Here is a 25,527-nt window from a genome sequence, read left to right on the forward strand (position 1 = left end):
GTGAAACGAAAGTTTGCCCTCATCGCCGCTTGTATGGCTGTCCTGTTATCCGGCTGCTGGGACGCCAAAGAACCCCAGAGCGTCAATTTCGTTACGGCACTAGGCATTGATTACATTAAAGGAGAATATACGATCTATGCGCAGGTTCTTGCCTTCGGCGACATTTCCAAGCAGGAAAGCTCCGCTAACACGGAAGAGACTCATGTATGGATTGCTACTGGCAAAGGCGAGACAATCTCGAAAGCTCTTATGAGCATCTACCCGGCTTCGCAGCAGAAGACGTTATGGACTCATGTCAAAGCCATCGTCTTCTCCAAATCGCTGCTTAACAGCAATCTGACCGAGTGCCTGAACTCTCTCCTGCGCTCCAGCGAGCTGCGCTATACGCCTTGGGTCTACGGAACCGATCAGGACATTCCTTCTATTTTATCTGGAGTATCGCTATTGAATCAGTCCGCCCTAAACTCCGAGCTGATGGATCCCCGGGAGGTATATGAGCAGTTCTCCACGATAGAGCCATTGCGTCTCATTAAGCTGATGAACGGGATTAGGGAGCCTGCTGCAACCGTATTAATCCCGTCCATTAAGCTGACGGATCAGGTATGGTCATCGAAGGAGAAGCCTATTTCGCTGGTCAGGCTGGATGGGGCTTACGTGATTTCCAAGGGTGAGAATAAGGGGTTTCTGGATGACGGCCTGCTGAGCGGAGCCAGATGGGTGGCCTTCAAGAACATGCACAGATATCCTTTGCTGCTGAAAATAAAAGACGGAGGCCAGGCCCAAATCAATATTCTAAATTCGAAGCCATTGGTGAGGGTGCGTTTGGACGGAGGGGAAATTAAATTTACGGTAAAAATCAAAGTAAAAGCTGCGGTTTCCGAGGTGGCTGGAGATCCTACGCCCACTTCCCTCCAAATCAAGGAAGCCGCAGCCGCTCAAATCAAACAACAAATCACCGGCAATTTCCATGCCGCCAAGGCAAAAAAAATCGATATTTACGGGATTGAGGACATTCTATATCGAAGGTTCAACAAACAATGGAAAAAGATGACCGCCGGCCCGGGAGGCCAGGATCACCTTTTCTCATCGTTACAGCTTGAAGATACGGACGTAGATGTGAAGCTGATGCATTCCAGCACCTACAAGCTCAAATATCATTAGCCATGCAACAGTTAACCCTATTCCGCCAGCCCGTTTTTGTAAGCATAGATAGCGGCTTGAGTGCGGTCTTCTACACCCAGTTTGGCCAAAATATTCGTGACGTGGAACTTCACAGTTTTTATGCCGATCACTAGATCGTCAGCGATATCCTGATTGGATTTCCCTTGAGCGAGCAGGCGCAGCACGTCCATCTCCCGTTCTGTAAGCTCCTCATGAGCCGGCGTCTCGGTCTTCGGCTGCCGGAACCGGTTCATCATTTTGGAAGCGACCTGCGATTCGAGAACAGACTGGCCACGCGCCGCAGCACGAATCGCGTCGGCCACTTCGGAAGCGCGCGACGTCTTTAGAAGATAGCTGAACGCACCCGCCTCGATGACGGGGTACATTTTCTCATCGTCGAGATAACTCGTCAGGACGATAACCTTGCAATCAGGATAGAGCTTAAGCAGCTGCCGCGTCGTCTCGATTCCGTCCATTCCTTCCATGACGAGATCCATCAGTACGACGTCCGGCTTGTATTCCTGGGCGAGCCTGATTCCTTCTTCTCCGCTGCTGGCCTCGCCGACCACTTCAATGCCTTCTTCCGTGCCGAGCACGGCAGCCAGGCCGATCCTGACCATTTCATGGTCGTCCACCAGCAGTACTTTGATATCATTGTCCATCTCCATGATACTCCTCCTCTCCGCTCTCTTCGGTCATTAACGGTACGGTAATTTCGATCCGCGTCCCCTTGCCCGGGGCGGTAATGAATTGAATCGAGCCGCCGATCTCATGTACGCGCTCCTGCATTGTGGATAAGCCATAGGACGCCTGCTTCTTCTCGTCAAGCTCAAAACCTACCCCGTTGTCACGGAGAATAACCTTGACCGTCTCCGCCTTTCTATGGATCCGAATCTCCATCTTATCGGCCTTGGCGTGCCGCAGCGTATTCGACATGGCCTCCTGGATAATGCGGAATAAATGGTTCTCTATGCCCTTGCTGAGCTTCAAATCCTCATCGATTTCCAGCGTTAAATCCATAGGAACCTTCGTCTTCAGCTCGCGTACCAGCTCCAGCAGACCTTGAGACAGCTCTTTGCCCTCCAGATAGACCGGGCGGAGGTGCAGCAGCAGAGCTCTCATCTCCGACTGGGCCACCGAGGCCATTTCCTCGATCAGCTCCACCTGGCGCTGGGCCTTGTCGAAATCCTTCTCCAAGGTACGGCCTACCGCCGTCGCCGTCATCGATATCGCGAACAGCTGTTGGGAGACCGCATCATGGAGCTCGCGGGCCAGCCGCTGACGCTCCTCGACGATCGCCGATACCCTCGCCTGCTCGGCCAGCTGAGCATTATGCGTAGACAAACGCTGCAAGGAGGTTACCTGCTCCTCCCAGCGTTTCCCGATCCTCTCCAGCTGTTCCCCAAGCCGGCCCAGTTCATCCTCGCCCAGCTTCGGAACCGTTCCTGTCTGATTCCCCTTCTCCCATTGCAGCAAAGAATCACGAAGCAAATCGATCCTTCGTTTGGCGCGGTAGCCCTGAAGGAAGCCATACACCGCCCCAATGACAAGGAGCAGAGTAAATAAGGTCAATCCGGCCTGAATGCCGGTTTTCCAGGATGTTGAGGGTAAGAAATACCCGTATGTATACAAAATATAAATGATTCCCGCAAGCAGCACAAAAGACAGGAGGATCCCATCCCGCATACTGCGAGATACCATGTTGGACGGCTTTTTCTTTCTCATGGCAGGTCAATCCTCCTGTAATTAAGTCAAATGTATATCGACATTCCCTACAAGGTAGGAAATTATAATTTTCACCTTTTGATCCCGTTGCTCGTAGTTCGGAGATTTCCAGTATACGCGATTCAGCATTCCCGTTTCCTTCTCATCATCTAAATCAATTTGCCCGAAAAGAGCGAAGGCCTCAACCTCCACGCCGTAATCCTCGGATACGACCAAATCAATGTCGCCGACAATTCCCTGGAACATGAGCACATTATTCTCGTCTTCCACCATGGCAAGCGACAGATCGATGTTCACTTCCCCAAGCACATGCCACATGCTTGTATTCCGCAGCGTCCACGGATCGCGATCCCAGTGAATGCTCGATGTAACGTTTTGCTTCTGAACATGGTTTCTTGCCGGAATTACCTTCTTCATCTTTGCATAATACAAACCGAGCGAAATCATGACAATGGCGACTACGAACATAAAATGATGCAGCAGAATCATGCCTCCGCCAATCGCCAGTAAAATATAACCGATTTTCACGTCGTCCCCAAGACGGATTTTATAAATGCCATAGCCTAATATAAAAATCGCGACGATGGTAAAAAAGCCCAGCCCCTGGCCGAAAATAATAAATATGCCCAGCCCGATCAATCCGATGGCCAATAAGCTTCTATGCCTATCCATGCCGCACCTCCAGATCAGTTCATATGTGAGAATGTAAGTGGAAAAGCCATAACAGTATAAATCATACCGCATGGCTTTACCATTACATAGCATATCACAATGTCCTGTAGTCGTGTAGCTGTTATTCCTTGCTTTCTGCTTGTTTAGCAGAAGGGTTCAGCTTAGCTTTCAGAGCTTCCAATTGCTCATCCACCTTAACCTGTTTCTCAGCGTCAGCCGGGCTGATGTACGAGGAGCCGGAGCTGCTAACACCGCGGTAACCGATTCCGGCTACTTCAGCTTCTGCCTCAAGCTGCATGATTTTCTCTTCCATCCGGTGGAAGCCGAGGGAGGCGCTGCCGCTTTCAATCGTATTGAGCGTATTGATTTGCGACATTTGCTTTCTGGCTTTAGCCATTTGCGCGCGGCTGACCAACTCGTTACGTTTGTTGCGCAGCTTGTAATACTCATCCTTCATGTCATGCAGCTGTTGTTTGAGTTCCTGAGCCTGTGCTTCCGCTTGGACGTGCAGATCACTGAACTCCAGTTGTTTTTGATCATACAGAATCTTCTCTTCGAGCAGCTTACGGGCTACTTCCTCCTGCCCGTTCTTGAGCGCCGCCTCAGCTTGGCTCTCTCTTTGTGCGGAAATGCGGATTGCCTCTTCCAGACGATGCTTCATTCTGCGCTCGTTCGCCATTTGCTTCGCTACCGTTACCTCTGCGTCGCGGATTTCGGTCTCCATGTCGCGCAGGTACTGGTTAAGCATCACTACCGGATCCTCTACTTTATCAAGCATGTCATTTACGGACGCTTTCGTAATGTCTTTTATTCTTTTGAATACTCCCATGGTTATTTATCTCCCTTCTCATTCTCGTATTTGGATAATTTTCTGCGGAGTTCCTCCAGCTCTTTCTCCATCGCTTTCTTCTCAATATCTTCCATCATCGAATCCAAATTCGATGCGCTGCCGCCGAATGCCGATTGCTGCTGGTAACGCGGATCGTTATAGCTGGGTCCGGCGTAACGCGGATCGGCATACTGCGGGTCGCGGTACGGATTGCCCGGATTGCCCGGATTGCCCGGGTTGCCTGGGTTGCCTGGATTGCCGTACCCGTGGTTATGCTGACCGCCGCCTTGCCAGCCTCCATTGTAGTATGGATCGCGGGGAATATAAGGCTCTTTCGAAATCACCAGTGTTGCAATCAGATAAATCACGATGGTAGTTCCGCCTGTAATGAATACACTGATAATCGCCAGCAGCCGAAGCGCGGTTACGCTGATGCCAAAATATTCGCCAAGTCCGCCGATCAGACCGCTGAACCAACGATCACGTCTGGAACGGTATAGAGTTCCCATCGATCCTACTCCTCTCCTTTGTTATTCAGCTTCTGCTTCAAACGGGAGAGCTCCTGTTCCAATGTCGATTGCAGAGCCGATCCAGCCTGATTTAGGAAATCCTGGCCTGATCTTCTCAGTTCCCGCAGACTGCGGGCTTCCCATTCCATATCGGACACCCGGTCTTCCAGGCGGTGGAACATTTTCGGCACGTCTTGTGTACCGTACCCACTCATCCGCTGGTTCATACGCTGCTGCAGACGGAGCGTCTCCATTCTTGCGTAGTAATACTGCCGTTTGCTGTATACCACTTGATATTCTGTTTTCAATTCATTCAGCTGGCTTTCCAGTTCCTGCAAAGACTCCAGGCTTTGTGCGTACAGTTCAGAGTATTGCTCGATCTTCTCTTCATAGAGCATTTTTTCCTGCAGAGCCAGCTTCGCCAGATGCTCTTCCTCCGCTTTAAGGGCAAGCAGCGCCTGCTCTTCCCTGCGGTCGCGCATCACCTTGGCCTGATCCACCTGCTGCTTCAATTGCTTCGTATGCCCCGCATACTGCTGATGCAGCTTCTCTGCCTCGGCGATCTCCTGGCGGGTCTCGATCAGGAATTGATCGATTAACCGCACCGGATCTTGAGACTGCTCCAACCGTTCATTTAAATTAGCTACCGTAATATCCCGTACTCGACGAAATACACTCATGACATCCCATCCCTCCTAACCAAATCGGTTCATCATTATTCGATATATGTGATCAATATCCCCGCCGTCTTCCATTCAGTGAATAAATGCCGAAGACGATCAAGCCGATCCCGATTGCCGGTACGATGAGCCACGCCAATTTGTTCATTAAGGATATGATCCCAAAGAGGAGAACAATCCATCCAAAAAATGCGTTGCCCCGGCGAATACCGTAGTAACCAAGACCGATCAATGCTACTGCGAACAACAATCCGAATAGACTGCCCAGCAGCGGGGTAAGCTTGCCCAGCAGGATTAATCCCCCCAGGACAATAAGTACGATTGCGAACCCGCTTGATCGATTTGCTCTCATTTATTAGTCACCGCCTTTCGTAAGTATCAACCTTATGTCCTTATTGTAGGTGGAAAAGCGTTTATTCAAAACGGACTACGGACGGTTTTTCTTCCTAGACCTAAGTCGAGGTGGCCTTAAGACCCTGAAGACCCGGTGTCCGACTACTGGAGAAATAGCAACAGCCTGCCCGGGTAACTTGGGCAGGCTGCACATTCCTATTGAAGTTGCTGTTACCTGACTTGGTGCAGGTCGCTTGTTCCTGTATATTACCGCCATTGTACTGCAATATCTATACATTTACTCCTGCAGTTGCTTATACAGTAGTTGCTATTGCTTCTTGCTGTGTCATATATCCTTGCTTTTAATTTAGCCAGTCTTACTCCTGCTTGCTTCCGTCTCCCTGCTGCATCTGCCGTCCCTGCTTCTCCCGTCTCATGGCCTCGTTCAGGTCGTCCCGAACGCTACCCTTCCATAGAGGCACTCCGGTCCGGTGAGCGGCCCTGCCGTTCAGATGACCTGCCACCGGCGCGGTAATGAAGACGAAGACGATACCGAGCAGCAGCTTGGCGCTGACATGATCCAGATAGAACATGAAATACAGGAAGGCCCCGCTCAATATGCATAATACGCCAAGCGTCGTGCTTTTCGTGGCCGCATGCGACCGCAAATATACATCGGGAAGCCGTATCAGCCCAAAAGCGCTTAACGCGCTGACTACGGCCCCAAACAACACGAGCATGCCAATCAGAAGCTCACCGATCATCATCATCACCTCGCTGCTCAATGACAACACCACGCTCAATGTACCGGGCAAAGGCGGTCGTTCCAACGAAAGATAGAATACCGATCAGAAGAATGATTTCGAAATATGCTTCCGTCCTCATCAGCATGCAGAGTACGGCTACCATGGCCAGCAGATTGATGCCAATCGTATCCAGAGACGTAATGCGGTCAGCCATGGAAGGCCCCTTCATCAAACGGTACAAGCATCCCAGTATCGCCAACGATAATATGACGAGGGCTGCAAACAAGAACCCGTCGATCATCTCGTCACCTCCAGGATTGCTTTTTCAAACGTGCTTCTAATATCGCTGCAGAGCTTATCGACATCATCGATGTCCATAGCATGGATATATAAGGTAGAACCTTCTCTGGATACATCAAGCGTTAGTGTTCCCGGTGTCAGCGTAATGAGGTTAGCCAGGATCGTGACTTCCCAATCGCCAGTCAGTTCGGTCTTATAAGCGAAAATACCGGGACGAATATTCAGCTTCGGAGACAGCACCTGTCCGATGACCACAAAACTCGATTTAAAGAGCTCTTTAATGAACAACACAAGCAGTTTGATCATCGCCCACACCTTCCTCATATAGAAGCCCTGCGGCCAAAAGCGGCCGAACAGGCCTATCAAGGCCAAGCCGATCATATAACCCACAATCAGTCCAGAGGCCGACCAGTTATTGTTCAAGAACATCCAGATCACAGCGATCAGGAAATTCAATAAAATTTGAAGCGCCATATCATCTACTCCTTCAGCACGGCATCGATATAAATTGCTGGGTTCGTTAAGACATCCCCGGCCTGAGACGCAAGAGAGTATACCCACTCAGAGCCGATCCCGATCACAAGGATAAGGGCGAACAATGCAGCTGCACTAGATAGCAGCCCTTTGATCCGGACTGGCTCCTGGATGGCTGCAGGCTGCTCCCCGCCGCCATAAAAAGCTCCGATAAATACACGCATCAACGAATAAAGTACGATCAGGCTGGACGCAAGCGCAATTCCTGTCCATAAATAATGCCCCGATGCAAACCCGCCCTGGACGATCAACAGCTTGCCTGTGAAGCCGCTGAGCGGCGGCACACCGATGATCGCGAGCGTGACGATAAAGAACATCCAGCCCAGCAGCGGATAGCGTCTTATCAGCCCGCCCATTTGCCTCAAGTCACTGGTGCCCGCGGCCTTGATGAGCATTCCCCCCAGCAGGAACAACAGCGCTTTGGCGATCATGTCATGGATCAGATAGAAGACGACGCCATCCATAGATGTCTTGTTCGCCGTGGCGATTCCGAAGGAAATAAAGCCGATCCCGATCACAACGTTATAGTTGATGATCCGGTGGATATCGGAATAAGCGACTGCACCTATCCCGCCTAATATCATCGTCGCCACAGCCATCCAACCGATGAGCGAGTGGGTAAGCTCCGGCTGGTGATAGAATATGAGGCTGAAGGTTCGGGCAATCGCATAAATGCCGACCTTGGTCAGCAGCGCGCCGAACAAAGCCTTCACCGCCGTTGGCGGGGCGCTGTATGAGCCCGGCAGCCAGAAGAACAGGAACAGGCCCGCTTTAAGCGCAAATACGATGAGAAATAACACGGCGATGACATTAATTATCCCGCCCTGTCCCACCTCGGCTATGCGAAGCGATAAATGTGCCATGTTCAGTGTACCGGTAACACCATATAGATAGGCGATCGCCGCTACAAAGAAGCTGGAGGACACGATGTTGACCAGAATATATTTCAGCGTCTCCCTCAGCTGCCGTTTCGTGCCTCCAAGCACGATCAGGGCGTAGGAAGCGATTAGCATCACCTCAAAGCAGACAAACAGATTGAACAAATCCCCCGTCAGGAACGATCCGTTTACGCCTACGATCAGAAATTGGAAGAACGGATGGAAATAATGCCGCTCCCTCTCTCTTCCGATGCTGCCGAACGCATAGAACAGGCAAGCCGTACTTAGCACTGTCGTCGTTAATACGAGCAGCGCCGCCAGCATATCCGCCGTAAATACGATTCCGTATGGCGGCGCCCAGCCTCCCATATGCAAAGTCTGGATACCGTTCAGTCTAACCTCTCGGACGATGAGGACCGCCGCGAGAATATTCAGCACTGCCCCTGTGGCATTGATCCATCTTTGCAGCATGACCCGGCTATGGGCAAAAATAAGAGCAACTGCAGTCAGCAGAGGAATGATAAGCGGAAATACGAGTAAATTATTCACCTTCGTCCCCCCTTAGCTGCTCCATATCATCTGTCTTCAGTTTTTGGTACGCCTTATAGGCGAGTACAAAGAAGAAAGATGTGACTCCGAAGCTAATTACTATAGATGTTAATATAAGAGCCGCCGGAACCGGATCCGTATAGGCGGAGGCATGCTCTCCAAGCAGCGGAGGCGCCCCTTTCTTCAAACGGGCCATTGTTAACAACAGCAAATGCACCGCATGCGTCAGCAGAGAGGTCCCGAGTATGATGCGCAGCAAGCTCCTGGTAAGGATCAGATACACTCCGACCATGAACAGGATGCCGACGGCTATTGACATCATTAATTCCATGATTACCGATCCCTCCCGATCTCAAGAATAATCGTCATCGTGACCCCCACGACGGTTAAATACACGCCCAGGTCGAAAATGACCGCCGTAGCCAGCTCGACCTCCCCGAGAATCGGCAAATACTCATGTCCGAACGCATGGCTCAGAAACGGCACGCCGAACCACAGCGAGCCTAGCCCTGTTAGAAAAGCGATAAGCAGGCCCGTGGCCATGACCTTCTGGAAATTAAGCGGAACGATGCTGCGCATAACCTCTTGTCCATAGGCGATTGCAAGCAGCACGAGCGCGGCCGAAGTCATCAGTCCGCCGATGAATCCGCCTCCCGGATTATTGTGGCCGGCAAAGAACAGATACCAGGAGAACGTAAGGATAATAAACATGGCAACCCTTGAGGTCATCCGCAGAATGACATCGTTGCTTCTTACCGGTATAAGCCCGCCTCTCAATTGCTTGTTAGAGCCTAAGCGGGGAGGGAGCTGCTCCTGCTTCTCGTCCAAACTTAGGCGAATCATGGAATAGATGCCAAGCGACGCAATGCCGAGCACTACAATTTCCAGCATCGTATCGAAGCCGCGGAAGTCTACGAGGATGACATTGACGACATTTTTCCCGCCAGCCAGTGTGTAACTTGCCTCTAGAAAGAACTTCGATATTGACTCGAAGGGGTGGCTGTTCCCGGCGCTTAAAGCACTGAGTGCAATCAGGGTGACCATAAGCCCTACTCCCAGCGCAATCAGGAAATTCGTAAGCTTGAATTTAAGGACGGACAGCTCTTTCTTTAGCTTCGGCAAATGATAGAAGCACAGAAGGAATAGCGTGACCGATACCGTCTCCACGATGAGCTGGGTAAGCGCCAGATCCGGCGCCCGGAATATGACGAAGAACAAGGACACCATGTAACCGACGGCCCCCGTCAAAATAATCGCCAGCAGACGCGAATTGGCAAAGGGCACCGCGATCGCGGCTATAATGAGGGCAAGCAAAATAGCTGCCTCGTATACCGTGACTGGAGCGTAGCTGCTGCTATCCAGGTTGAAGCCGTCAAACGCAAGCATAATGGCTCCAAGTACAACTACGAGAAACGTGAAAATATAAATCAAGTAATGCCGTACAGAACCGGTCATATATTTATCCGTTAACCACTTTGACGACCGCTCCAGCATCCCCAGGCCCGAATCATACACGCCGTTCAAGGAGAAGCGGGGTGATCCAGGGCTATTCAATACCTTGACCTTAGGCTGCAGAACAAAGACCAGAATGCCTGCGCCGATAACGCCGAGTGTCATGAATACCTCCGGCGTCCAGCCATGCCAGAATTCTATGGATACGAGGAATTTCTCTCCCGGCCCGAGCAGGCCCGGCATAACTGCTGCCATCGCAGGCTCGATGAGCGAGTACGACAACAATCCGGGGAACAGGCCGAACACGAGCGCAAGCGCGGCCATGATCACTGGCGGTATAAGCATACCGACCGGAGCCTCGTGCGGCTGCAGCTTCAGCTGCTCCGGCTTGAATTTGCCGGTAAATGTTCTGACCAGCAGTACCATGCTGTAAGCAAAGGTAAAGACGCTGGCAGCCCAAGCGATCACAGGAAACAGGCTGCTCCAGGTATCCATGCTCCATATGCCCATTTCCCGGGCATTCAGAACTGCCGTAAAGAACATTTCCTTACTAAGAAAGCCCCCGAACGGCGGTATGCCCGCCATCGATAACGCTCCTATGACAGCGACCGTGAACGTTACGGGCATGATAGACATTAATCCGCCCAACTTGCGGATATCTCGCGTTCCCGTCTCATGATCTACGATCCCGACAACCATGAATAACGCTCCCTTAAATACCGCATGATTCATCAAATGGAATATGGCGGCCATCGTTGCCTTGGAATAGAACAAAGACTGCTGGACGTCCGTGTAATACCCCGAGGCCGAACCGAGCCCCAGCAAAGCCATGATCAATCCCAGCTGGCTAATCGTGGAGAAGGCCAGCATCGCCTTCAGATCGGTTTGCTTGATCGCCTTGAACGAACCAAAGATCAGCGTAATAAGCCCTACGCCCGACACGAGCCAGAACCAGGACGCTTGTCCAGAGAACACCGGCGTAAATCTCGCTACCAGATATAACCCGGCTTTGACCATCGTTGCCGAGTGCAAATAGGCACTCACCGGCGTCGGCGCCTCCATCGCATCCGGCAGCCAAATATGGAACGGGAACTGGGCAGATTTCGTGAAGGCTCCGAGCAGCACCAGCAGCAGTGCAGGCAGCATCAGGGAATGGCCGATGATCATATCGGAGCTCTGAATGATTTCTCTCACCGAGAACGTGCCGGTCATAATATAAATCAATACGAAGCCAGCCAACATCGCTAGACCGCCAAACACGGTAATGAGCATGGATTTGAACGCCCCATATCTGGAACGCTCCCGGTGATGCCAGAAAGCGATCAACAGAAAGGAAGAGATGCTCGTCAATTCCCAGAAGCCGTAAAGCACGATCAGATTATCAGATAGGACAACTCCCAGCATAGCCCCCATAAATAGAAGCAAATACACGTAGAAGCGATGAACGGCCTCTTTTTCCTTATCCATATAAAAAATGGAATAGAAAACGACCAGTGTACCGATCCCCGAAATTAGCAAAGTGAACAGCAATGACAACCCGTCCAACTGAACGCTGAACTCGATGCCAAGCGAGGTGATCCAGGGGACTGCGGCTACGATATCATGACCCGATTGAACAATGGGGATCTGCCTCAGGAAGTAAACAAAGAGTACGGCTGGCGCTAACATAACGGCCCATCCCGGGTGCGGTTTTCCCGGCAGTCTCTTCAGCAGAGGCATTCCTGCAGCCAGAATAAATGGTAAAATGATTGCTGCGTGCAAAATAGACAACATGCTTCCTCCTTACTCGTGCTATATAACCTGTGTCTCATCAGCTTAGCCATATTTAAATCAGAACATAAATACGGTATCCCTGAAAAAACACAAAAAGAGCCCGCGTTTGGCAGGCTCCTCCGATAAATCAATATGTGGTTAAGGCTGTCGTGCAATTGAAGCACATCCAAAAGTATATCCTTTTTTTGAGCGGTTGTAAACACGAATCTAACTGTATATATATAGCTCATTAAGGAAATCACTTTCTATAGTAAAGGAGAGTGATTTCCATGCCGATCCGCCAAATCCTCGTCTGCTCATCCATATTTCTCGTGATTATTTGCAGTGCCGCGTTTCTTGCCCGCCAGCTGTCGCCACTCATGTCCCTAGAACAATCGCGCTTATACTTCAAGCAATTAAATATTGGATTAAGAAACCCAGCTGCGTTTCAGCCCCGGGAATACATCCGGATCGTACCGTCCTCTCATCCGGAAGGATTTCCTTGAAATTGGGCGAATAATTTATCATCATTCTTTTGAGATACTAAGGATTGTGTGCTATCCTTAAGGTTAGCAGCTATTTTAGAGAGGGGATAAGCATCATGATACATATTCGGCAAACGATGGTATGGTTTTTTGCCTCTGTCTTTGCGCTAATCATGATTTTCTTTATTCCTCATCCAGCTCTAAATCCAGGACATGTCGCAAGTTTCGAACATACGGCCGTTGAAGCTGAGCAGCCCCTCCGCAAATCGGAGAACAAGGCAGCCCTTCTGACGCCTGCACATGTCAAGCTTGGCAACGATCTATCCCCGTTTTACCTGTTAGTCATCCCCGCCGCAGCCAGTAGTATAATTGCTTTGGCAGGGATCTATTTCCGTCCATTTTTCTATCAATTCATGAAGCGAATCCTTCTGTTACCCATCAAATTTACTAGCATTTATGCTGCTTGATTTACATGTAAATGATAAGTAACTAGAATTATCGCCCATGCTCGTGAAGGAAGATCGGCGGTTGTATTAAACACACCTTATACAAATAACACTTCTTAATATTGGAGGTCGGAAGCTAATGAATCTTAAAGAAACCGAATTGCCAGGCATCGGCAAAAAATTCGAAATCGAAACACGCAGTGGTGAGAAATTAACTATTACTATCCATGATGATGGTCGTCGTGAAGTTTATCACTATGGAGCGGATAACCCGGACGACAGCATCTCTAAAATATCTTTAACCGACGAGGAAGCCCGGTATGTTTCTGCCATTATTGGCGGAGTTACTTACAAGCCTACACCATTGGAGAATATCGAAGTCGCGTTAGGCGATCTCATTATTGAATGGTATAAACTTGAACCTCACTACAAAGCGATCGGCAAGACGATCGGCGAGTTGCGCGTTCGTCAACGTTCCAGCGCCACGATCATTGCTGTCGTTGAGAGCAATCATTCCAAACATATCAATCCTGGACCGGATTTGCTCCTTACTGCCGGCGCATTGGTTGTCGTAATCGGCGAACGTCTGCACCAGCAGCAGATCCGTCAGATTCTTCTGAACGGAAGTGCTTAGTTTTTTCTGTAACAGTATCATTCGAAGTTTACAATAAGAAGCACCTTGCCTCTCTGACGGCATGAAGAAGCGCCCTAAGTTTCAATTGAACTTAGGGCGCTTCTTACTTTCTCTAGCACTATAAATTATGCTAACGGAATATTAGAAATCGAAATTGTCCGGATCAGGACCAACGCGCTGATCTTGATTCAGACCATCAATTTGCTTCATTTCCTCTGCAGTCAATTCGAAATCAAATACATTAGCATTTTCAACAATCCGTTTTGGATTAGATGATTTTGGAATGGTTACAATGCCATGCTGCAGATCCCAGCGGATAATAACCTGAGCCGTGGATTTGCCGTATTTTGCCCCGATAGCCTTCAGTACTTCGTTGTCCAGCAGCTTGCCTTGGGCAAGAGGGGACCAGGCTTCGATTTGGATTCCTTGCGACTTGCAGTATTCCCTCAATTCCACTTGGCTGAGCAGCGGATGCAGCTCCACCTGATTGACTACCGGTCTTACCTCTGCGTTTGCCAGCAGGTCTTCCAAATGATGAATCTGGAAGTTCGATACGCCAATAGAGCGAACACGTCCGTCCTTATGTAACTGCTCAAGCGCTTTCCACGTTTCTTTATATTTGCCCTTAACTGGCCAATGAATCAAATAGAGATCTAAATAATCGAGGCCAAGCTTGCTCATGCTCGCGTCAAAAGCCTTCAGCGTACTATCGTAGCCTTGATCGGAGTTCCAGACCTTCGTAGTAATAAACAGTTCTTCGCGGGATATGCCGGATGCTTTAATCGCTTGGCCTACCCCTTCTTCATTCTGGTACAAAGCAGCAGTGTCAATGCTTCTATAACCGTTGCGGATGGCAGCTTCTATAGAAGCGGTGACCTCCTGGCCTTCACTCATCTTATAGACACCGAGGCCCAGCCACGGCATTTGTCTTCCATTGGACAAGGTAACCATAGATTGAATGTGATTCATCTCGTATGACGCCTCCTCTAATTTGAATCGTTTGCCCATCGTCTCCCTAACCAAAATAAACCTTACGATCCTTAATGTCAAATTTCGTTCCTCTGAATATTAGTCACAAAAAAGAAGGTATATGAAATTGCTCCTAGAAACAATTTCATATACCTTCTTATCGATAATACCGATGGCCGGACTCGAACCGGCAAGCCTCTCGGCACCGCATTTTGAGTGCGGCGTGTCTGCCAATTCCACCACATCGGCACACTATAAATCCATCACTTCACAAGTGCGGAAGACCAGACTTGAACTGGTACGATAGTCACCTACCGCAGGATTTTAAGTCCTGTGCGTCTGCCGATTCCGCCACTCCCGCAGGGAATTAAATGGAGGCGCCACCCAGACTCGAACTGGGGATAAAGCTTTTGCAGAGCTGTGCCTTACCACTTGGCTATGGCGCCGTATATAAAAATGGAGCGGACGACGGGAATCGAACCCGCGACCCTCGCCTTGGCAAGGCGATGCTCTACCGCTGAGCCACGTCCGCAACATATGGCTGGGGATATAGGATTCGAACCTATGGAATGACGGAGTCAAAGTCCGTTGCCTTACCGCTTGGCTAATCCCCAATATGTGATTTTTAAGATAAAAATGGGGCGATCGATGGGACTTGAACCCACGAATGCCGGAGCCACAATCCGGTGCGTTAACCCCTTCGCCACGACCGCCATAATATAAATATTCTATTGTTTTACTGGCAGGGGCAGCAGGAATTGAACCCACACTAACGGTTTTGGAGACCGCTGTTCTACCTTTAAACTATGCCCCTATGTGGTAAAACTGGTGGAGGCTGATGGATTCGAACCACCGAACTCGTACGAGAACAGATTTACAGTCTGCTGCGTTTGGCCACTTCGCTAAGCCTCCATGTGGTGCCGGCGAGAGGACTTGAACCCCCAACCTACTGATTACAAGTCAGTTGCTCTACCAATTGAGCTACACCGGCGTTTTCAATTATCAGATAAATCATGGTGGCTCGGGACGGAATCGAACCGCCGACACGAGGATTTTCAGTCCTCTGCTCTACCGACTGAGCTACCGAGCCTTATAGGAATAGTTCGTTGGATCCTCTTCACCTATTCCGCTGCGACCAGCTCATTAAAGTGACGGTTTCCAGAGCAAGCTGTGAATCCTTGCGGATTCTCACCTCTTAGATTGAGGTTATAATGGCGGAGCCGACGGGATTCGAACCCGCGATCTCCTGCGTGACAGGCAGGCATGTTAGGCCTCTACACCACGGCTCCACACTAGATATTGCAATTGCGGGGACAGGATTTGAACCTGCGACCTTCGGGTTATGAGCCCGACGAGCTACCGAGCTGCTCCACCCCGCGTCAGTAATAAATTATATATGGTGGAGGCTAACGGGATCGAACCGCTGACCCTCTGCTTGTAAGGCAGATGCTCTCCCAGCTGAGCTAAGCCTCCGAGGAAAGACAATTTCTATTGTATCATATTACCCGGTTAGAAATCAAGCTTTTTCTTAAAAACTTATAGGAATTCTCATCCCCAATTGAAGCAGTTAAATAATGGTGACCCGTAGGGGATTCGAACCCCTGTTACCTCCGTGAAAGGGAGGTGTCTTAACCCCTTGACCAACGGGCCACATATGTATCACACACTGCTATGATACTAAAAAAATAATGATGGCGGAGAGAGAGGGATTCGAACCCTCGAGACGCTTGTGACGCCTACACGATTTCCAATCGTGCTCCTTCGGCCAACTCGGACACCTCTCCATATGGCTCCCCGAACAGGACTCGAACCTGTGACAACTCGATTAACAGTCGAGTGCTCTACCGACTGAGCTATCAGGGAACATTATCATATTCAGATGAATTGATCACCTGAAAACTGGATACGAAACTTCATTTGCGTGTTAGCCCTTACTTGGTTCACCGGGGCCCCCGAAAAGTATTCGGTATACTCTTCGAAGCCTCCGCTTCACTTTGTGGGGTATCTTGGATAAGCCCTCGACCGATTAGTACCTGTCAGCTCCATACATTGCTGCACTTCCACCTCAGGCCTATCAACCTCGTCGTCTTCAAGGGGTCTTACTAATTGGGAAATCTCATCTTGAGGAGGGCTTCACGCTTAGATGCTTTCAGCGTTTATCCCATCCGCACGTAGCTACCCAGCTATGCTCCTGGCGGAACAACTGGTGCACCAGCGGTGCGTCCATCCCGGTCCTCTCGTACTAAGGACAGCTCCTCTCAAATTTCCTACGCCCACGACAGATAGGGACCGAACTGTCTCACGACGTTCTGAACCCAGCTCGCGTACCGCTTTAATGGGCGAACAGCCCAACCCTTGGGACCTACTTCAGCCCCAGGATGCGATGAGCCGACATCGAGGTGCCAAACCTCCCCGTCGATGTGGACTCTTGGGGGAGATAAGCCTGTTATCCCCAGGGTAGCTTTTATCCGTTGAGCGATGGCCCTTCCATGCGGTACCACCGGATCACTAAGCCCGACTTTCGTCCCTGCTCGACTTGTCAGTCTCGCAGTCAAGCTCCCTTTTGCCTTTGCACTCTGCGAATGATTTCCAACCATTCTGAGGGAACCTTGGGGCGCCTCCGTTACTCTTTAGGAGGCGACCGCCCCAGTCAAACTACCCACCTGACACTGTCCCCGAACCGGATCACGGTCCTAGGTTAGAACTTCGATACGATCAGGGTGGTATCCCAACGATGCCTCCACCGAAGCTGGCGCTCCGGATTCTTAGGCTCCCACCTATCCTGTACAAATCGCATCAAAGTTCAATATCAAGCTGTAGTAAAGCTCCATGGGGTCTTTCCGTCTTGTCGCGGGTAACCTGCATCTTCACAGGTATTAAAATTTCACCGGATCTCTCGTTGAGACAGCGCCCAAGTCGTTACGCCATTCGTGCGGGTCAGAATTTACCTGACAAGGAATTTCGCTACCTTAGGACCGTTATAGTTACGGCCGCCGTTTACTGGGGCTTCGGTTCACAGCTTCGGGATTGCTCCCTAACCGCTCCCCTTAACCTTCCAGCACCGGGCAGGCGTCAGCCCGTATACTTCGCCTTACGGCTTCGCACAGACCTGTGTTTTTGCTAAACAGTCGCTTGGGCCTTTTCACTGCGGCCCCCTCGTGCTATTCACACTACCGGGGCACCCCTTCTCCCAAAGTTACGGGGTCATTTTGCCGAGTTCCTTAACGAGAGTTCTTCCGCGCGCCTTAGAATTCTCTTCTCGCCTACCTGTGTCGGTTTGCGGTACGGGCACCTTCTCCTGGCTAGAGGCTTTTCTTGGCAGTGTGAGATCATGACCTTCGGTACTGTAAATTTTCCCTCCCCATCACAGCCCAGCCTTACGATGTGCGGATTTGCCTACACATCAGCCTCACTGCTTGGACGAGCATCCATCAGCTCGCGTCACTACCCTACTGCGTCACCCCATCGCTCATAACGGATTACGGTGGTACAGGAATTTCAACCTGTTGTCCTTCGACTACGCCTTTCGGCCTCGCCTTAGGTCCCGACTTACCCTGAGCGGACGAACCTTCCTCAGGAAACCTTGGGCTTTCGGCGGATCAGATTCTCACTGATCTTTTCGTTACTCATACCGGCATTCTCACTTGTATGCAGTCCACCAGTCCTTCCGGTCCAACTTCAATCCGCATACAACGCTCCCCTACCCCTGATGCAATGCATCAAGCCATAGCTTCGGTGGTGTGTTTAGCCCCGTTACATTTTCGGCGCAGAGTCACTCGACCAGTGAGCTATTACGCACTCTTTAAATGGTGGCTGCTTCTAAGCCAACATCCTGGTTGTCTGTGCAACTCCACATCCTTTCCCACTTAACACACACTTGGGGACCTTAGCTGATGGTCTGGGCTGTTTCCCTCTTGACAATGGATCTTAGCACTCACTGTCTGACTCCCGGTTAATCAGTCTATGGCATTCGGAGTTTGACTGAGCTTGGTAACCCTTGGCGGGCCCCGCACCCAATCAGTGCTCTACCTCCACGACTGTCCTACCGAGGCTAGCCCTAAAGCTATTTCGGGGAGAACCAGCTATCTCCGAGTTCGATTGGAATTTCTCCGCTACCCCCACCTCATCCCCGCATTTTTCAACATACGTGGGTTCGGGCCTCCAGTGCGTGTTACCGCACCTTCACCCTGGACAGGGGTAGATCACCCGGTTTCGGGTCTACGTCCACGTACTAAGTCGCCCTATTCAGACTCGCTTTCGCTGCGGCTTCGGCTCTTCACCTTAACCTTGCACGGGAACGTAACTCGCCGGTTCATTCTACAAAAGGCACGCCATCACCCATAAATAGGGCTCTGACTTCTTGTAAGCACACGGTTTCAGGTTCTTTTTCACTCCCCTCCCGGGGTGCTTTTCACCTTTCCCTCACGGTACTGCTTCACTATCGGTCGCTAGGGAGTATTTAGCCTTACCAGATGGTCCTGGCAGATTCATACGGGGTTTCACGTGCCCCGCACTACTCGGGATCCGTCTCGGAGGGAACAGACTTTCGATTACAGGGCTTTTACCTTCTATGGCCGGCCTTTCCAGACCTGTTCGTCTAACCTCTTCCTTTGTAACTCCATGTGAGACGTCCCACAACCCCAGAGAGCAAGCTCTCTGGTTTAGGCTAATCCGCGTTCGCTCGCCGCTACTGACGGAATCACTTTTGTTTTCTCTTCCTCAGGGTACTTAGATGTTTCAGTTCCCCTGGTATGCCTCTTCACACCCTATGTATTCAGATGTGAGTGACTGCGTATTACCACAGCCGGGTTTCCCCATTCGGACACCCCCGGATCAAAGCTTGCTTACAGCTCCCCGAGGCAGTTTCGTTGTTCGCCACGTCCTTCTTCGGCTCCTAGCGCCTAGGCATCCTCCGTGTGCTCTTAGTAGCTTAACCATATCGCTCTCATTTTGGGCTATTCGCTCTGTTGTCCGTCACTTTCCTGATCGAATAAATTCAACCAAGGTGGAAAGTAACTCCCAAAGGATCGCCTATCCCAAAACGTTCGCTAGCTACTTTTAATTAAACTTGTTTTGACACAAGTTCAGCTAAAAGGAATTTTCTAAAACGCAAATTTCGTTTCGTATATCCAGTTTTCAAGGATCAAGTTTCTTTCGCCATTTGACTGGCGGAAGACTATCTTATCAAATCCGCACTCACCATTCAAGCGGTAAGTTATGGAAGAGATATTGTTTATGGTGGAGCCAAGCGGGATCGAACCGCTGACCTCCTGCTTGCAAGGCAGGCGCTCTCCCAGCTGAGCTATGGCCCCATATCACTCCAATAAGAAGCGTAAGCAAATATGGAGTTGTATGGTGGGCCCTAGTGGACTCGAACCACCGACCTCACCCTTATCAGGGGTGCGCTCTAACCAGCTGAGCTAAGGGCCCATACAAGGAATGTTCAATTTAAATAACACCCATAAAACGGGGTGCGCTTGGCGACGTCCTACTCTCCCAGGACCCTGCGGTCCAAGTACCATCGGCGCTGGAGGGCTTAACGGTCGTGTTCGAGATGGGTACGTGTGGAACCCCTCCGCCATTGCCACCAAACGCTTGAGAGTTGAACTCTCAAAACTGACCAACGAGCGAGCTAAATTTGTACCGCTTCGCTGCGGAAGCGAGGTACTCCATAGAAAGGAGGTGATCCAGCCGCACCTTCCGATACGGCTACCTTGTTACGACTTCACCCCAATCATCTACCCCACCTTCGGCGGCTGGCCCCTTGCGGTTACCTCACCGACTTCGGGTGTTGTAAACTCTCGTGGTGTGACGGGCGGTGTGTACAAGACCCGGGAACGTATTCACCGCGGCATGCTGATCCGCGATTACTAGCAATTCCGACTTCATGCAGGCGAGTTGCAGCCTGCAATCCGAACTGAGACCAGCTTTGATAGGATTCGCTCCACCTCGCGGTTTCGCTTCCCGTTGTACTGGCCATTGTAGTACGTGTGTAGCCCAGGTCATAAGGGGCATGATGATTTGACGTCATCCCCACCTTCCTCCGGTTTGTCACCGGCAGTCGATCTAGAGTGCCCACCTTCATGTGCTGGCAACTAAACCTAAGGGTTGCGCTCGTTGCGGGACTTAACCCAACATCTCACGACACGAGCTGACGACAACCATGCACCACCTGTCTCCTCTGTCCCGAAGGAAAGGCACATCTCTGCGCCGGTCAGAGGGATGTCAAGACCTGGTAAGGTTCTTCGCGTTGCTTCGAATTAAACCACATACTCCACTGCTTGTGCGGGTCCCCGTCAATTCCTTTGAGTTTCAGTCTTGCGACCGTACTCCCCAGGCGGAATGCTTAATGTGTTAACTTCGGCACCAAGGGTATCGAAACCCCTAACACCTAGCATTCATCGTTTACGGCGTGGACTACCAGGGTATCTAATCCTGTTTGCTACCCACGCTTTCGCGCCTCAGCGTCAGTTACAGCCCAGAGAGTCGCCTTCGCCACTGGTGTTCCTCCACATCTCTACGCATTTCACCGCTACACGTGGAATTCCACTCTCCTCTTCTGCACTCAAGTCACCCAGTTTCCAGTGCGACTCGGAGTTGAGCCCCGAGTTTATACACCAGACTTAAATGACCGCCTGCGCGCGCTTTACGCCCAATAATTCCGGACAACGCTTGCCCCCTACGTATTACCGCGGCTGCTGGCACGTAGTTAGCCGGGGCTTTCTTCTCAGGTACCGTCACTCTCAGAGCAGTTACTCTCCAAGACGTTCTTCCCTGGCAACAGAGCTTTACGATCCGAAAACCTTCATCACTCACGCGGCGTTGCTCCGTCAGACTTTCGTCCATTGCGGAAGATTCCCTACTGCTGCCTCCCGTAGGAGTCTGGGCCGTGTCTCAGTCCCAGTGTGGCCGTTCACCCTCTCAGGCCGGCTACGCATCGTCGCCTTGGTAGGCCTTTACCCCACCAACTAGCTAATGCGCCGTAGGCCCATCTGTAAGTGACAGATTGCTCCGTCTTTCAGCATCCCGCCATGCGGCGAAATGATTTATCCGGTATTAGCTACCGTTTCCGGCAGTTATCCCAGTCTTACAGGCAGGTTGCCTACGTATTACTCACCCGTCCGCCGCTAAGTTATTTCGGAAGCAAGCTTCCAAAATAACTCCGCTCGACTTGCATGTATTAGGCACGCCGCCAGCGTTCGTCCTGAGCCAGGATCAAACTCTCCAATAAAGGATGAAAGCATCGCATATCCAATGGATGGGATCTTTCATCCGAGATGAAAGGAAGTTTTACCAATGGTAAAATCTCTTTCAGCTAAGGTGTTTGACTTGCTCATTTTGAATCTGACGAGATCAGATTTGCATCTGACTCTATTATTTAGATTTCACTTCCGTGAAACCCGCTCACTCGTTGTTCAGTTTTCAAAGATCAACCTTGTTTCGCGTGTCGCCGTTGTTTCAGCAGCGACTCTTATAATATATCACGTTCGCCCGAATTAAGTCAACAAGTTTTTTTAAAAACTTTTTTAGGCTGCTGCCTGTATATGTTTCTTCAGAACTTGCTGCCTTGAAGGGGCGAGATTTAATTTAACACAGATTATACAGAAGAGTCAATCTCTATTTATATTTATTTTATTGGAAATGAATGACTTCATAATTTGCTTGCTAAATACTTGATCTCACGGTCCTCGCCGCCGCATCCTTTCGGATCTCTTGTAACCTCTTTCGCCAAGGAGTGGTGCACCAGCTTGCGCAGTATCATCGGAACTTCCTCACTGACATGAACAAGCTCGGGCAATTGTCTAAGCTCTTGAATGCTCCACCCCTCTTTGCGGCTTGATAATATGCGAAGCAGCACCGCACAGCAGTCGGCCATTTTGGATATGATTGTGAACTCACAAGCCAGAAGCACCAGCTGAATGCGCTGTTCCAATGTCTCTTTATTATCCGTCAATTCGTCAAACAATTTATAAACGACGGAATTAAGGGGACGCACCTGTTCCCACACGCTATTCTCCGGCAGCATTCCCTGTTCGATCAATTCGATCCTAGCATAATGCTTCAAAGCCTGAAGTACATGGTAATAAGCATCGAGGAAATCAAGATCCTGGGTATATCGCTTCGCTTCTATATACACTTTCAGAAACTTGGCAAATTCAATAAACTTGCGTTGTTCCTTCATATCCTCCCCAAAATCAATTATTTCCTTGCGCAATCGAGCCAATTCCCCTTCAACATCCCAAATAATTTCTCCATGTAAAAAACACTGTACAATTTCCCGGTTCTCACCGGTCATTACCCAGCGTTTTAAATCATTGTTACCGATATAGAGCAACTGGTATTGAGCATCTCCGTTCGTGCAATGTTCAATTTCGATGCCAGCTTCATTTCGCCCTTCACATACCGTAATAACAACCAGTTCAAAGTCGTATACTAGCGAACTGCGATATTCCCCTTTGTCATGACGGTATCCGATAGCGCCTAAGGCTTGCCGGCCGACGCTGTCTTCATCAACCAATGAAAAAATAGATGGTTCCACGATATCCCCCTACCTTGGCGTTACTCAACCAATTCGTTATAATATAGTTCTACGCTATATTAAAGTTTCCTGCTTTTTTTAAGGCAGCGTCCTAAAAAAAAACATGAATTGAGGTTTGCTCAAATGTTCTTCAAGTCAAGCAAAATCAATGAATTCAGACTATGGGGCCTACTCCTGACCATGATGGGCATGGGGCTTATGGTCCTCGGAACAGCCGGCATCGTCTTCTGGGGACAATCCGGTAAAGTCATTGCCGGAATCGGCCTTGTCATCGGACTTATCGCTATGCTCGGAAGCTTGGCCATTTATTTCATTGCCGGGATGCTGTCCACCTCTGCCGTACAGCTGGAGTGCCCGGAATGTCATAAATTAACCAAAATGCTGGGTAAAACGGATCGCTGCATGTTCTGCAGAACCATGTTAACGTTAGATCCAGAACGGGCAAACATCACAGCGGATCAACTGCAACAACAAAAAACTGCGGCACAATCAGCCGACTGATGATAACACAAAGAAAGGCGGGAACCTCCCAAGGTTCCCGCCTTTCTTTGTGTTAAACCTATTCCGCGATTTTGCTCAGCACGTCCCAGGCATCACTCGATGCAAAGCTCCGATTCCACGTTGCTATCCCTCCGAGCTGCAGCGACTTCGCCAATTCTACCCGGCGAGCCAGCGAATCTTTGTCTTCCAGCCAAATTCGCTGGAGAACTCCGTTTTCCCGATACTCGACGTAATTCTGTCCGGTCTCTTCCGAAAACTCAGGCTTCAAGGACTTCTCCTTGATAATCTCCTGGGCTTTTTTCATGCCGATGGCTTTGGACTTTACCTTGGTTGCCCCTTCTTCTACGGTTTCGGTCCATACCCTCATATATAACGGAATGCCAAGAATCAGCTTGCTTGGGGGGACATCATCCTCATTAATAATCCGCGTCATTGACGAACGGACCCATGGCAAGGATGCTACAGAACCAGCAACCGGACTTGCCGCCCAATGTTCATCGTAAGCCATCACGATCAAATAGTCCGTAACCTTCGCCAAAGCCCTGCGATCCAAAAACGCAGACCACATTTCGCTATTCGACTTCGGAGTCACATCTATGGAAACCACCAATCCCTGCTCCTGTGCCAGGGGCCATAATTCCCTCATGAATTGGGTCAAATTGGCCCCGTCTTTCGTATAAACATTTTCATAATCGATATTAATGCCGTCTAAATCGTACAATTTTGCATAATGCAGCATTTGCAAGATCGTCGTTATGCGCCGTTCAAATGTGGATAAGGATTCTGACGTAATTTCCGGCTCGAAGCTGTTGCTGAACAACCCCCACACCTGCATGCCCCTGCCGTGGGCCCATTTCACATAAGCGTGATCGGCCTTGCTTTGCACATTTCCCTTGCCGTCCACAAGCGAGAACCAAGTCGGACTGACTACGTTCACGCCAGGCATTTCACCGATGGACGAAGGCTTTGGCGCTACGTTATATACGGCCTCCCAGGTCAAATTGACGGCTTTGGACTGCCATTTCTGCTTGGCCGGAGGAACCGCCTGCTCCTCTATGGGTGGAACCACGATCTGCTCTTCCAGAGCGACATTTTTTTTCTTCACATATCCGGCATAGCCGTTATTCAGCTGGACATAATACCAGTTATCCGTCTCGTCCAAAATCCGCAGCTGCTCTCCCGGCTTCATCTCCGCTAAAATCGGGGTATGAATGCTATCGCCCTGCCTTAAAGCCACCGTGCTATCCTTCCTTCGACTGGTACTGTGAACTTGAGCCTTCCGTATCGTCTCCCCGGCCCGATATACCAGCACTGTACCGGAAGCGGTATCTTCATGTACCTCGATGCCATATAACTCCTTCAGTAAATAGGCCGGCAAGTATAAATTCCCTTCCTTTTCGACCGGAGCAAACAACAGCTGAACCGGCTTGTTGTTGATTTTTCCGTTCATATCGTCCGTCTTCATCAAGACAAGCTTGCGCTGCGTAGTCAAAATGACTGACTTCGTCTCTTCTTCATATCTTACATTGGGGTCAATTTCCGACTGAATCATGGAAAAAGGCAGCTTAAGCCCCTCCCCGCTATCCAAGGCGGGCAAATCCATCACTTCGCCTGCTACGAATATCGGCTTATCAAATTTCCCCTTCCAGTCCGGGTCGGCATGCTCCCAGCTCGGCAGAAGCTCAGACACGGCCCAATACGCCCCGGCCACAAACAGTACAAGCACGATGAACCACTTGAATCGGCCCCCGCGCTTGCGCCTCATGCGAGCCGTTCTTCTATTCTTCAATCCTCAGTACCTCCATTAGTAAAGAAATTATAATTGCGATACAG

The 25,527-nt window shown here is 50.2% G+C and carries 20 protein-coding genes, 18 tRNA genes and 3 rRNA genes; 4 read left to right on the plus strand and 37 right to left on the minus strand.

Going from position 1 to position 25,527, the window contains the following annotated elements:
* Complete coding sequence (locus MKX50_RS20830) at nucleotides 1-1,161, plus strand: Ger(x)C family spore germination protein (RefSeq protein WP_339157715.1); 1,161 nt, start codon at nucleotides 1-3, stop codon at nucleotides 1,159-1,161.
* Between the two features lie 17 nt (nucleotides 1,162-1,178).
* On the opposite strand, the gene MKX50_RS20835 is transcribed toward MKX50_RS20830, so the two are convergent.
* The 13 genes from MKX50_RS20835 to MKX50_RS20895 all read right to left on the minus strand — a co-directional run bounded on the left by MKX50_RS20835 (nucleotide 1,179) and on the right by MKX50_RS20895 (nucleotide 12,138).
* Nucleotides 1,179-1,829: a response regulator transcription factor gene (locus MKX50_RS20835; protein ID WP_213593115.1), complete on the minus strand. Its 651-nt coding sequence runs from the start codon at nucleotides 1,827-1,829 to the stop codon at nucleotides 1,179-1,181.
* Entirely contained in the window at nucleotides 1,813-2,886 is a 1,074-nt protein-coding gene (locus tag MKX50_RS20840; RefSeq protein WP_213593113.1) for a sensor histidine kinase, read from the minus strand. Before MKX50_RS20840 ends, MKX50_RS20835 begins: the two co-directional genes overlap by 17 nt.
* Before the next feature lie 21 nt (nucleotides 2,887-2,907).
* Nucleotides 2,908-3,558: a cell wall-active antibiotics response protein LiaF gene (liaF, locus tag MKX50_RS20845; RefSeq protein WP_339157716.1), complete on the minus strand. Its 651-nt coding sequence runs from the start codon at nucleotides 3,556-3,558 to the stop codon at nucleotides 2,908-2,910.
* A 121-nt stretch (nucleotides 3,559-3,679) separates the two neighbouring features.
* The gene (locus MKX50_RS20850; protein WP_339157717.1) at nucleotides 3,680-4,387 is read right to left on the minus strand and encodes a PspA/IM30 family protein; all 708 of its coding nucleotides are present in this window, start codon (nucleotides 4,385-4,387) and stop codon (nucleotides 3,680-3,682) included.
* Between the two features lie 2 nt (nucleotides 4,388-4,389).
* Nucleotides 4,390-4,896 (minus strand): PspC domain-containing protein, encoded by a 507-nt coding sequence (locus tag MKX50_RS20855; RefSeq protein WP_339157718.1) that lies wholly within the window; start codon nucleotides 4,894-4,896, stop codon nucleotides 4,390-4,392.
* Between the two features lie 5 nt (nucleotides 4,897-4,901).
* Nucleotides 4,902-5,576, minus strand: a complete 675-nt coding sequence (locus tag MKX50_RS20860) for a PspA/IM30 family protein (RefSeq protein ID WP_213593106.1) — start codon at nucleotides 5,574-5,576, stop codon at nucleotides 4,902-4,904.
* Between the two features lie 52 nt (nucleotides 5,577-5,628).
* Nucleotides 5,629-5,928, minus strand: coding sequence for a hypothetical protein (locus tag MKX50_RS20865; RefSeq protein WP_213593104.1), 300 nt, complete (start codon nucleotides 5,926-5,928; stop codon nucleotides 5,629-5,631).
* Nucleotides 5,929-6,286: 358 nt separating this feature from the next.
* Nucleotides 6,287-6,679 carry a monovalent cation/H(+) antiporter subunit G gene (mnhG, locus tag MKX50_RS20870; RefSeq protein ID WP_213593487.1) on the minus strand — a complete coding sequence of 131 codons (393 nt, stop codon included), beginning with the start codon at nucleotides 6,677-6,679 and terminating at the stop codon, nucleotides 6,287-6,289.
* Nucleotides 6,663-6,956: a Na(+)/H(+) antiporter subunit F1 gene (locus MKX50_RS20875; protein WP_213593102.1), complete on the minus strand. Its 294-nt coding sequence runs from the start codon at nucleotides 6,954-6,956 to the stop codon at nucleotides 6,663-6,665. The genes mnhG and MKX50_RS20875 overlap by 17 nt, the downstream gene beginning before the upstream one ends.
* On the minus strand, nucleotides 6,953-7,429 hold the full coding sequence (locus MKX50_RS20880) for a Na+/H+ antiporter subunit E (protein WP_339157719.1): 477 nt from the start codon (nucleotides 7,427-7,429) through the stop codon (nucleotides 6,953-6,955). Before MKX50_RS20880 ends, MKX50_RS20875 begins: the two co-directional genes overlap by 4 nt.
* A 5-nt stretch (nucleotides 7,430-7,434) precedes the next feature.
* The gene (locus MKX50_RS20885; RefSeq protein WP_213593098.1) at nucleotides 7,435-8,916 is read right to left on the minus strand and encodes a Na+/H+ antiporter subunit D; all 1,482 of its coding nucleotides are present in this window, start codon (nucleotides 8,914-8,916) and stop codon (nucleotides 7,435-7,437) included.
* On the minus strand, nucleotides 8,909-9,247 hold the full coding sequence (locus MKX50_RS20890; RefSeq protein WP_055105936.1) for a Na(+)/H(+) antiporter subunit C: 339 nt from the start codon (nucleotides 9,245-9,247) through the stop codon (nucleotides 8,909-8,911). Before MKX50_RS20890 ends, MKX50_RS20885 begins: the two co-directional genes overlap by 8 nt.
* Before the next feature lie 2 nt (nucleotides 9,248-9,249).
* A complete protein-coding gene (locus tag MKX50_RS20895) occupies nucleotides 9,250-12,138 on the minus strand; it encodes a Na+/H+ antiporter subunit A (protein WP_339160228.1) in 2,889 nt (962 codons plus the stop codon).
* Between the two features lie 604 nt (nucleotides 12,139-12,742).
* Between MKX50_RS20895 and MKX50_RS20900 the strand changes: the two genes are divergently transcribed.
* Complete coding sequence (locus MKX50_RS20900; RefSeq protein ID WP_339157720.1) at nucleotides 12,743-13,072, plus strand: hypothetical protein; 330 nt, start codon at nucleotides 12,743-12,745, stop codon at nucleotides 13,070-13,072.
* 118 nt (nucleotides 13,073-13,190) lie between these two features.
* Nucleotides 13,191-13,685: a cation:proton antiporter regulatory subunit gene (locus MKX50_RS20905; RefSeq protein ID WP_155612604.1), complete on the plus strand. Its 495-nt coding sequence runs from the start codon at nucleotides 13,191-13,193 to the stop codon at nucleotides 13,683-13,685.
* A 141-nt stretch (nucleotides 13,686-13,826) separates the two neighbouring features.
* Here MKX50_RS20905 and MKX50_RS20910 read toward each other — a convergent pair whose 3' ends face one another.
* From MKX50_RS20910 to MKX50_RS21020, 23 genes are all read right to left on the minus strand, one after another.
* A complete protein-coding gene (locus tag MKX50_RS20910) occupies nucleotides 13,827-14,654 on the minus strand; it encodes an aldo/keto reductase (RefSeq protein WP_213593091.1) in 828 nt (275 codons plus the stop codon).
* A 167-nt stretch (nucleotides 14,655-14,821) separates the two neighbouring features.
* Nucleotides 14,822-14,903: transfer RNA gene (locus MKX50_RS20915), tRNA-Leu, on the minus strand.
* A gap of 26 nt (nucleotides 14,904-14,929) precedes the next feature.
* Nucleotides 14,930-15,015: transfer RNA gene (locus tag MKX50_RS20920), tRNA-Leu, on the minus strand.
* Between the two features lie 11 nt (nucleotides 15,016-15,026).
* Nucleotides 15,027-15,100: transfer RNA gene (locus MKX50_RS20925), tRNA-Cys, on the minus strand.
* Nucleotides 15,101-15,111: 11 nt separating this feature from the next.
* Nucleotides 15,112-15,186 (minus strand) — tRNA-Gly (locus MKX50_RS20930).
* Between the two features lie 6 nt (nucleotides 15,187-15,192).
* Nucleotides 15,193-15,268, minus strand: a tRNA-Gln gene (locus MKX50_RS20935).
* 23 nt (nucleotides 15,269-15,291) lie between these two features.
* Nucleotides 15,292-15,367 (minus strand) — tRNA-His (locus tag MKX50_RS20940).
* Nucleotides 15,368-15,394: 27 nt separating this feature from the next.
* A tRNA-Trp gene (locus MKX50_RS20945) sits at nucleotides 15,395-15,468 on the minus strand.
* 12 nt (nucleotides 15,469-15,480) lie between these two features.
* A tRNA-Tyr gene (locus tag MKX50_RS20950) sits at nucleotides 15,481-15,566 on the minus strand.
* A gap of 3 nt (nucleotides 15,567-15,569) precedes the next feature.
* Nucleotides 15,570-15,645: transfer RNA gene (locus MKX50_RS20955), tRNA-Thr, on the minus strand.
* Between the two features lie 23 nt (nucleotides 15,646-15,668).
* Nucleotides 15,669-15,744: transfer RNA gene (locus MKX50_RS20960), tRNA-Phe, on the minus strand.
* Nucleotides 15,745-15,866: 122 nt separating this feature from the next.
* A tRNA-Asp gene (locus MKX50_RS20965) sits at nucleotides 15,867-15,943 on the minus strand.
* Between the two features lie 16 nt (nucleotides 15,944-15,959).
* Nucleotides 15,960-16,033 (minus strand) — tRNA-Met (locus MKX50_RS20970).
* 18 nt (nucleotides 16,034-16,051) lie between these two features.
* Nucleotides 16,052-16,127: transfer RNA gene (locus tag MKX50_RS20975), tRNA-Val, on the minus strand.
* Nucleotides 16,128-16,229: 102 nt separating this feature from the next.
* Nucleotides 16,230-16,304, minus strand: a tRNA-Glu gene (locus MKX50_RS20980).
* 42 nt (nucleotides 16,305-16,346) lie between these two features.
* A tRNA-Ser gene (locus tag MKX50_RS20985) sits at nucleotides 16,347-16,438 on the minus strand.
* Between the two features lie 3 nt (nucleotides 16,439-16,441).
* Nucleotides 16,442-16,517: transfer RNA gene (locus tag MKX50_RS20990), tRNA-Asn, on the minus strand.
* Between the two features lie 143 nt (nucleotides 16,518-16,660).
* Nucleotides 16,661-19,590 (minus strand): 23S ribosomal RNA (locus tag MKX50_RS20995).
* Between the two features lie 300 nt (nucleotides 19,591-19,890).
* A tRNA-Ala gene (locus tag MKX50_RS21000) sits at nucleotides 19,891-19,966 on the minus strand.
* 41 nt (nucleotides 19,967-20,007) lie between these two features.
* Nucleotides 20,008-20,084: transfer RNA gene (locus tag MKX50_RS21005), tRNA-Ile, on the minus strand.
* A 45-nt stretch (nucleotides 20,085-20,129) separates the two neighbouring features.
* A 5S ribosomal RNA gene (gene rrf / locus MKX50_RS21010) occupies nucleotides 20,130-20,246 on the minus strand.
* Between the two features lie 83 nt (nucleotides 20,247-20,329).
* Nucleotides 20,330-21,885: ribosomal RNA gene (locus MKX50_RS21015) — 16S ribosomal RNA — on the minus strand.
* The 16S, 23S and 5S rRNA genes sit together here with 18 tRNA genes alongside, the layout of an rRNA operon.
* A 420-nt stretch (nucleotides 21,886-22,305) precedes the next feature.
* Nucleotides 22,306-23,193, minus strand: coding sequence for a nucleotidyltransferase-like protein (locus MKX50_RS21020; protein WP_213593776.1), 888 nt, complete (start codon nucleotides 23,191-23,193; stop codon nucleotides 22,306-22,308).
* A gap of 123 nt (nucleotides 23,194-23,316) precedes the next feature.
* Here MKX50_RS21020 and MKX50_RS21025 point away from each other — a divergent pair, with 123 nt between their 5' ends.
* Nucleotides 23,317-23,694, plus strand: a complete 378-nt coding sequence (locus MKX50_RS21025; RefSeq protein WP_213593778.1) for a YgzB family protein — start codon at nucleotides 23,317-23,319, stop codon at nucleotides 23,692-23,694.
* A gap of 58 nt (nucleotides 23,695-23,752) precedes the next feature.
* On the opposite strand, the gene MKX50_RS21030 is transcribed toward MKX50_RS21025, so the two are convergent.
* Nucleotides 23,753-25,459 carry a glycosyl hydrolase family 18 protein gene (locus tag MKX50_RS21030; RefSeq protein ID WP_213594059.1) on the minus strand — a complete coding sequence of 569 codons (1,707 nt, stop codon included), beginning with the start codon at nucleotides 25,457-25,459 and terminating at the stop codon, nucleotides 23,753-23,755.
* Between the last annotated feature and the right edge of the window lie 68 nt (nucleotides 25,460-25,527).

The organism is Paenibacillus sp. FSL W8-0186 (assembly GCF_037969765.1).
GTDB classification, from domain to species: Bacteria; Bacillota; Bacilli; order Paenibacillales; family Paenibacillaceae; genus Fontibacillus; species Fontibacillus woosongensis.

Bases quoted from the DNA above. Each gene is read 5' to 3' on its own strand.
- MKX50_RS20835 (WP_213593115.1), bottom strand. From the start codon at position 1,829: ATGGAGATGGACAATGATATCAAAGTACTGCTGGTGGACGACCATGAA.
- MKX50_RS20840 (WP_213593113.1), bottom strand. From the start codon at position 2,886: ATGAGAAAGAAAAAGCCGTCCAACATGGTATCTCGCAGTATGCGGGAT.
- liaF (WP_339157716.1), bottom strand. From the start codon at position 3,558: ATGGATAGGCATAGAAGCTTATTGGCCATCGGATTGATCGGGCTGGGC.
- MKX50_RS20850 (WP_339157717.1), bottom strand. From the start codon at position 4,387: ATGGGAGTATTCAAAAGAATAAAAGACATTACGAAAGCGTCCGTAAAT.
- MKX50_RS20855 (WP_339157718.1), bottom strand. From the start codon at position 4,896: ATGGGAACTCTATACCGTTCCAGACGTGATCGTTGGTTCAGCGGTCTG.
- MKX50_RS20860 (WP_213593106.1), bottom strand. From the start codon at position 5,576: ATGAGTGTATTTCGTCGAGTACGGGATATTACGGTAGCTAATTTAAAT.
- MKX50_RS20865 (WP_213593104.1), bottom strand. From the start codon at position 5,928: ATGAGAGCAAATCGATCAAGCGGGTTCGCAATCGTACTTATTGTCCTG.
- mnhG (WP_213593487.1), bottom strand. From the start codon at position 6,679: ATGATGATGATCGGTGAGCTTCTGATTGGCATGCTCGTGTTGTTTGGG.
- MKX50_RS20875 (WP_213593102.1), bottom strand. From the start codon at position 6,956: ATGATCGACGGGTTCTTGTTTGCAGCCCTCGTCATATTATCGTTGGCG.
- MKX50_RS20880 (WP_339157719.1), bottom strand. From the start codon at position 7,429: ATGGCGCTTCAAATTTTATTGAATTTCCTGATCGCTGTGATCTGGATG.
- MKX50_RS20890 (WP_055105936.1), bottom strand. From the start codon at position 9,247: ATGGAATTAATGATGTCAATAGCCGTCGGCATCCTGTTCATGGTCGGA.
- MKX50_RS20900 (WP_339157720.1), top strand. From the start codon at position 12,743: ATGGTATGGTTTTTTGCCTCTGTCTTTGCGCTAATCATGATTTTCTTT.
- MKX50_RS20905 (WP_155612604.1), top strand. From the start codon at position 13,191: ATGAATCTTAAAGAAACCGAATTGCCAGGCATCGGCAAAAAATTCGAA.
- MKX50_RS20910 (WP_213593091.1), bottom strand. From the start codon at position 14,654: ATGAATCACATTCAATCTATGGTTACCTTGTCCAATGGAAGACAAATG.
- MKX50_RS21025 (WP_213593778.1), top strand. From the start codon at position 23,317: ATGTTCTTCAAGTCAAGCAAAATCAATGAATTCAGACTATGGGGCCTA.
- MKX50_RS21030 (WP_213594059.1), bottom strand. From the start codon at position 25,459: ATGAGGCGCAAGCGCGGGGGCCGATTCAAGTGGTTCATCGTGCTTGTA.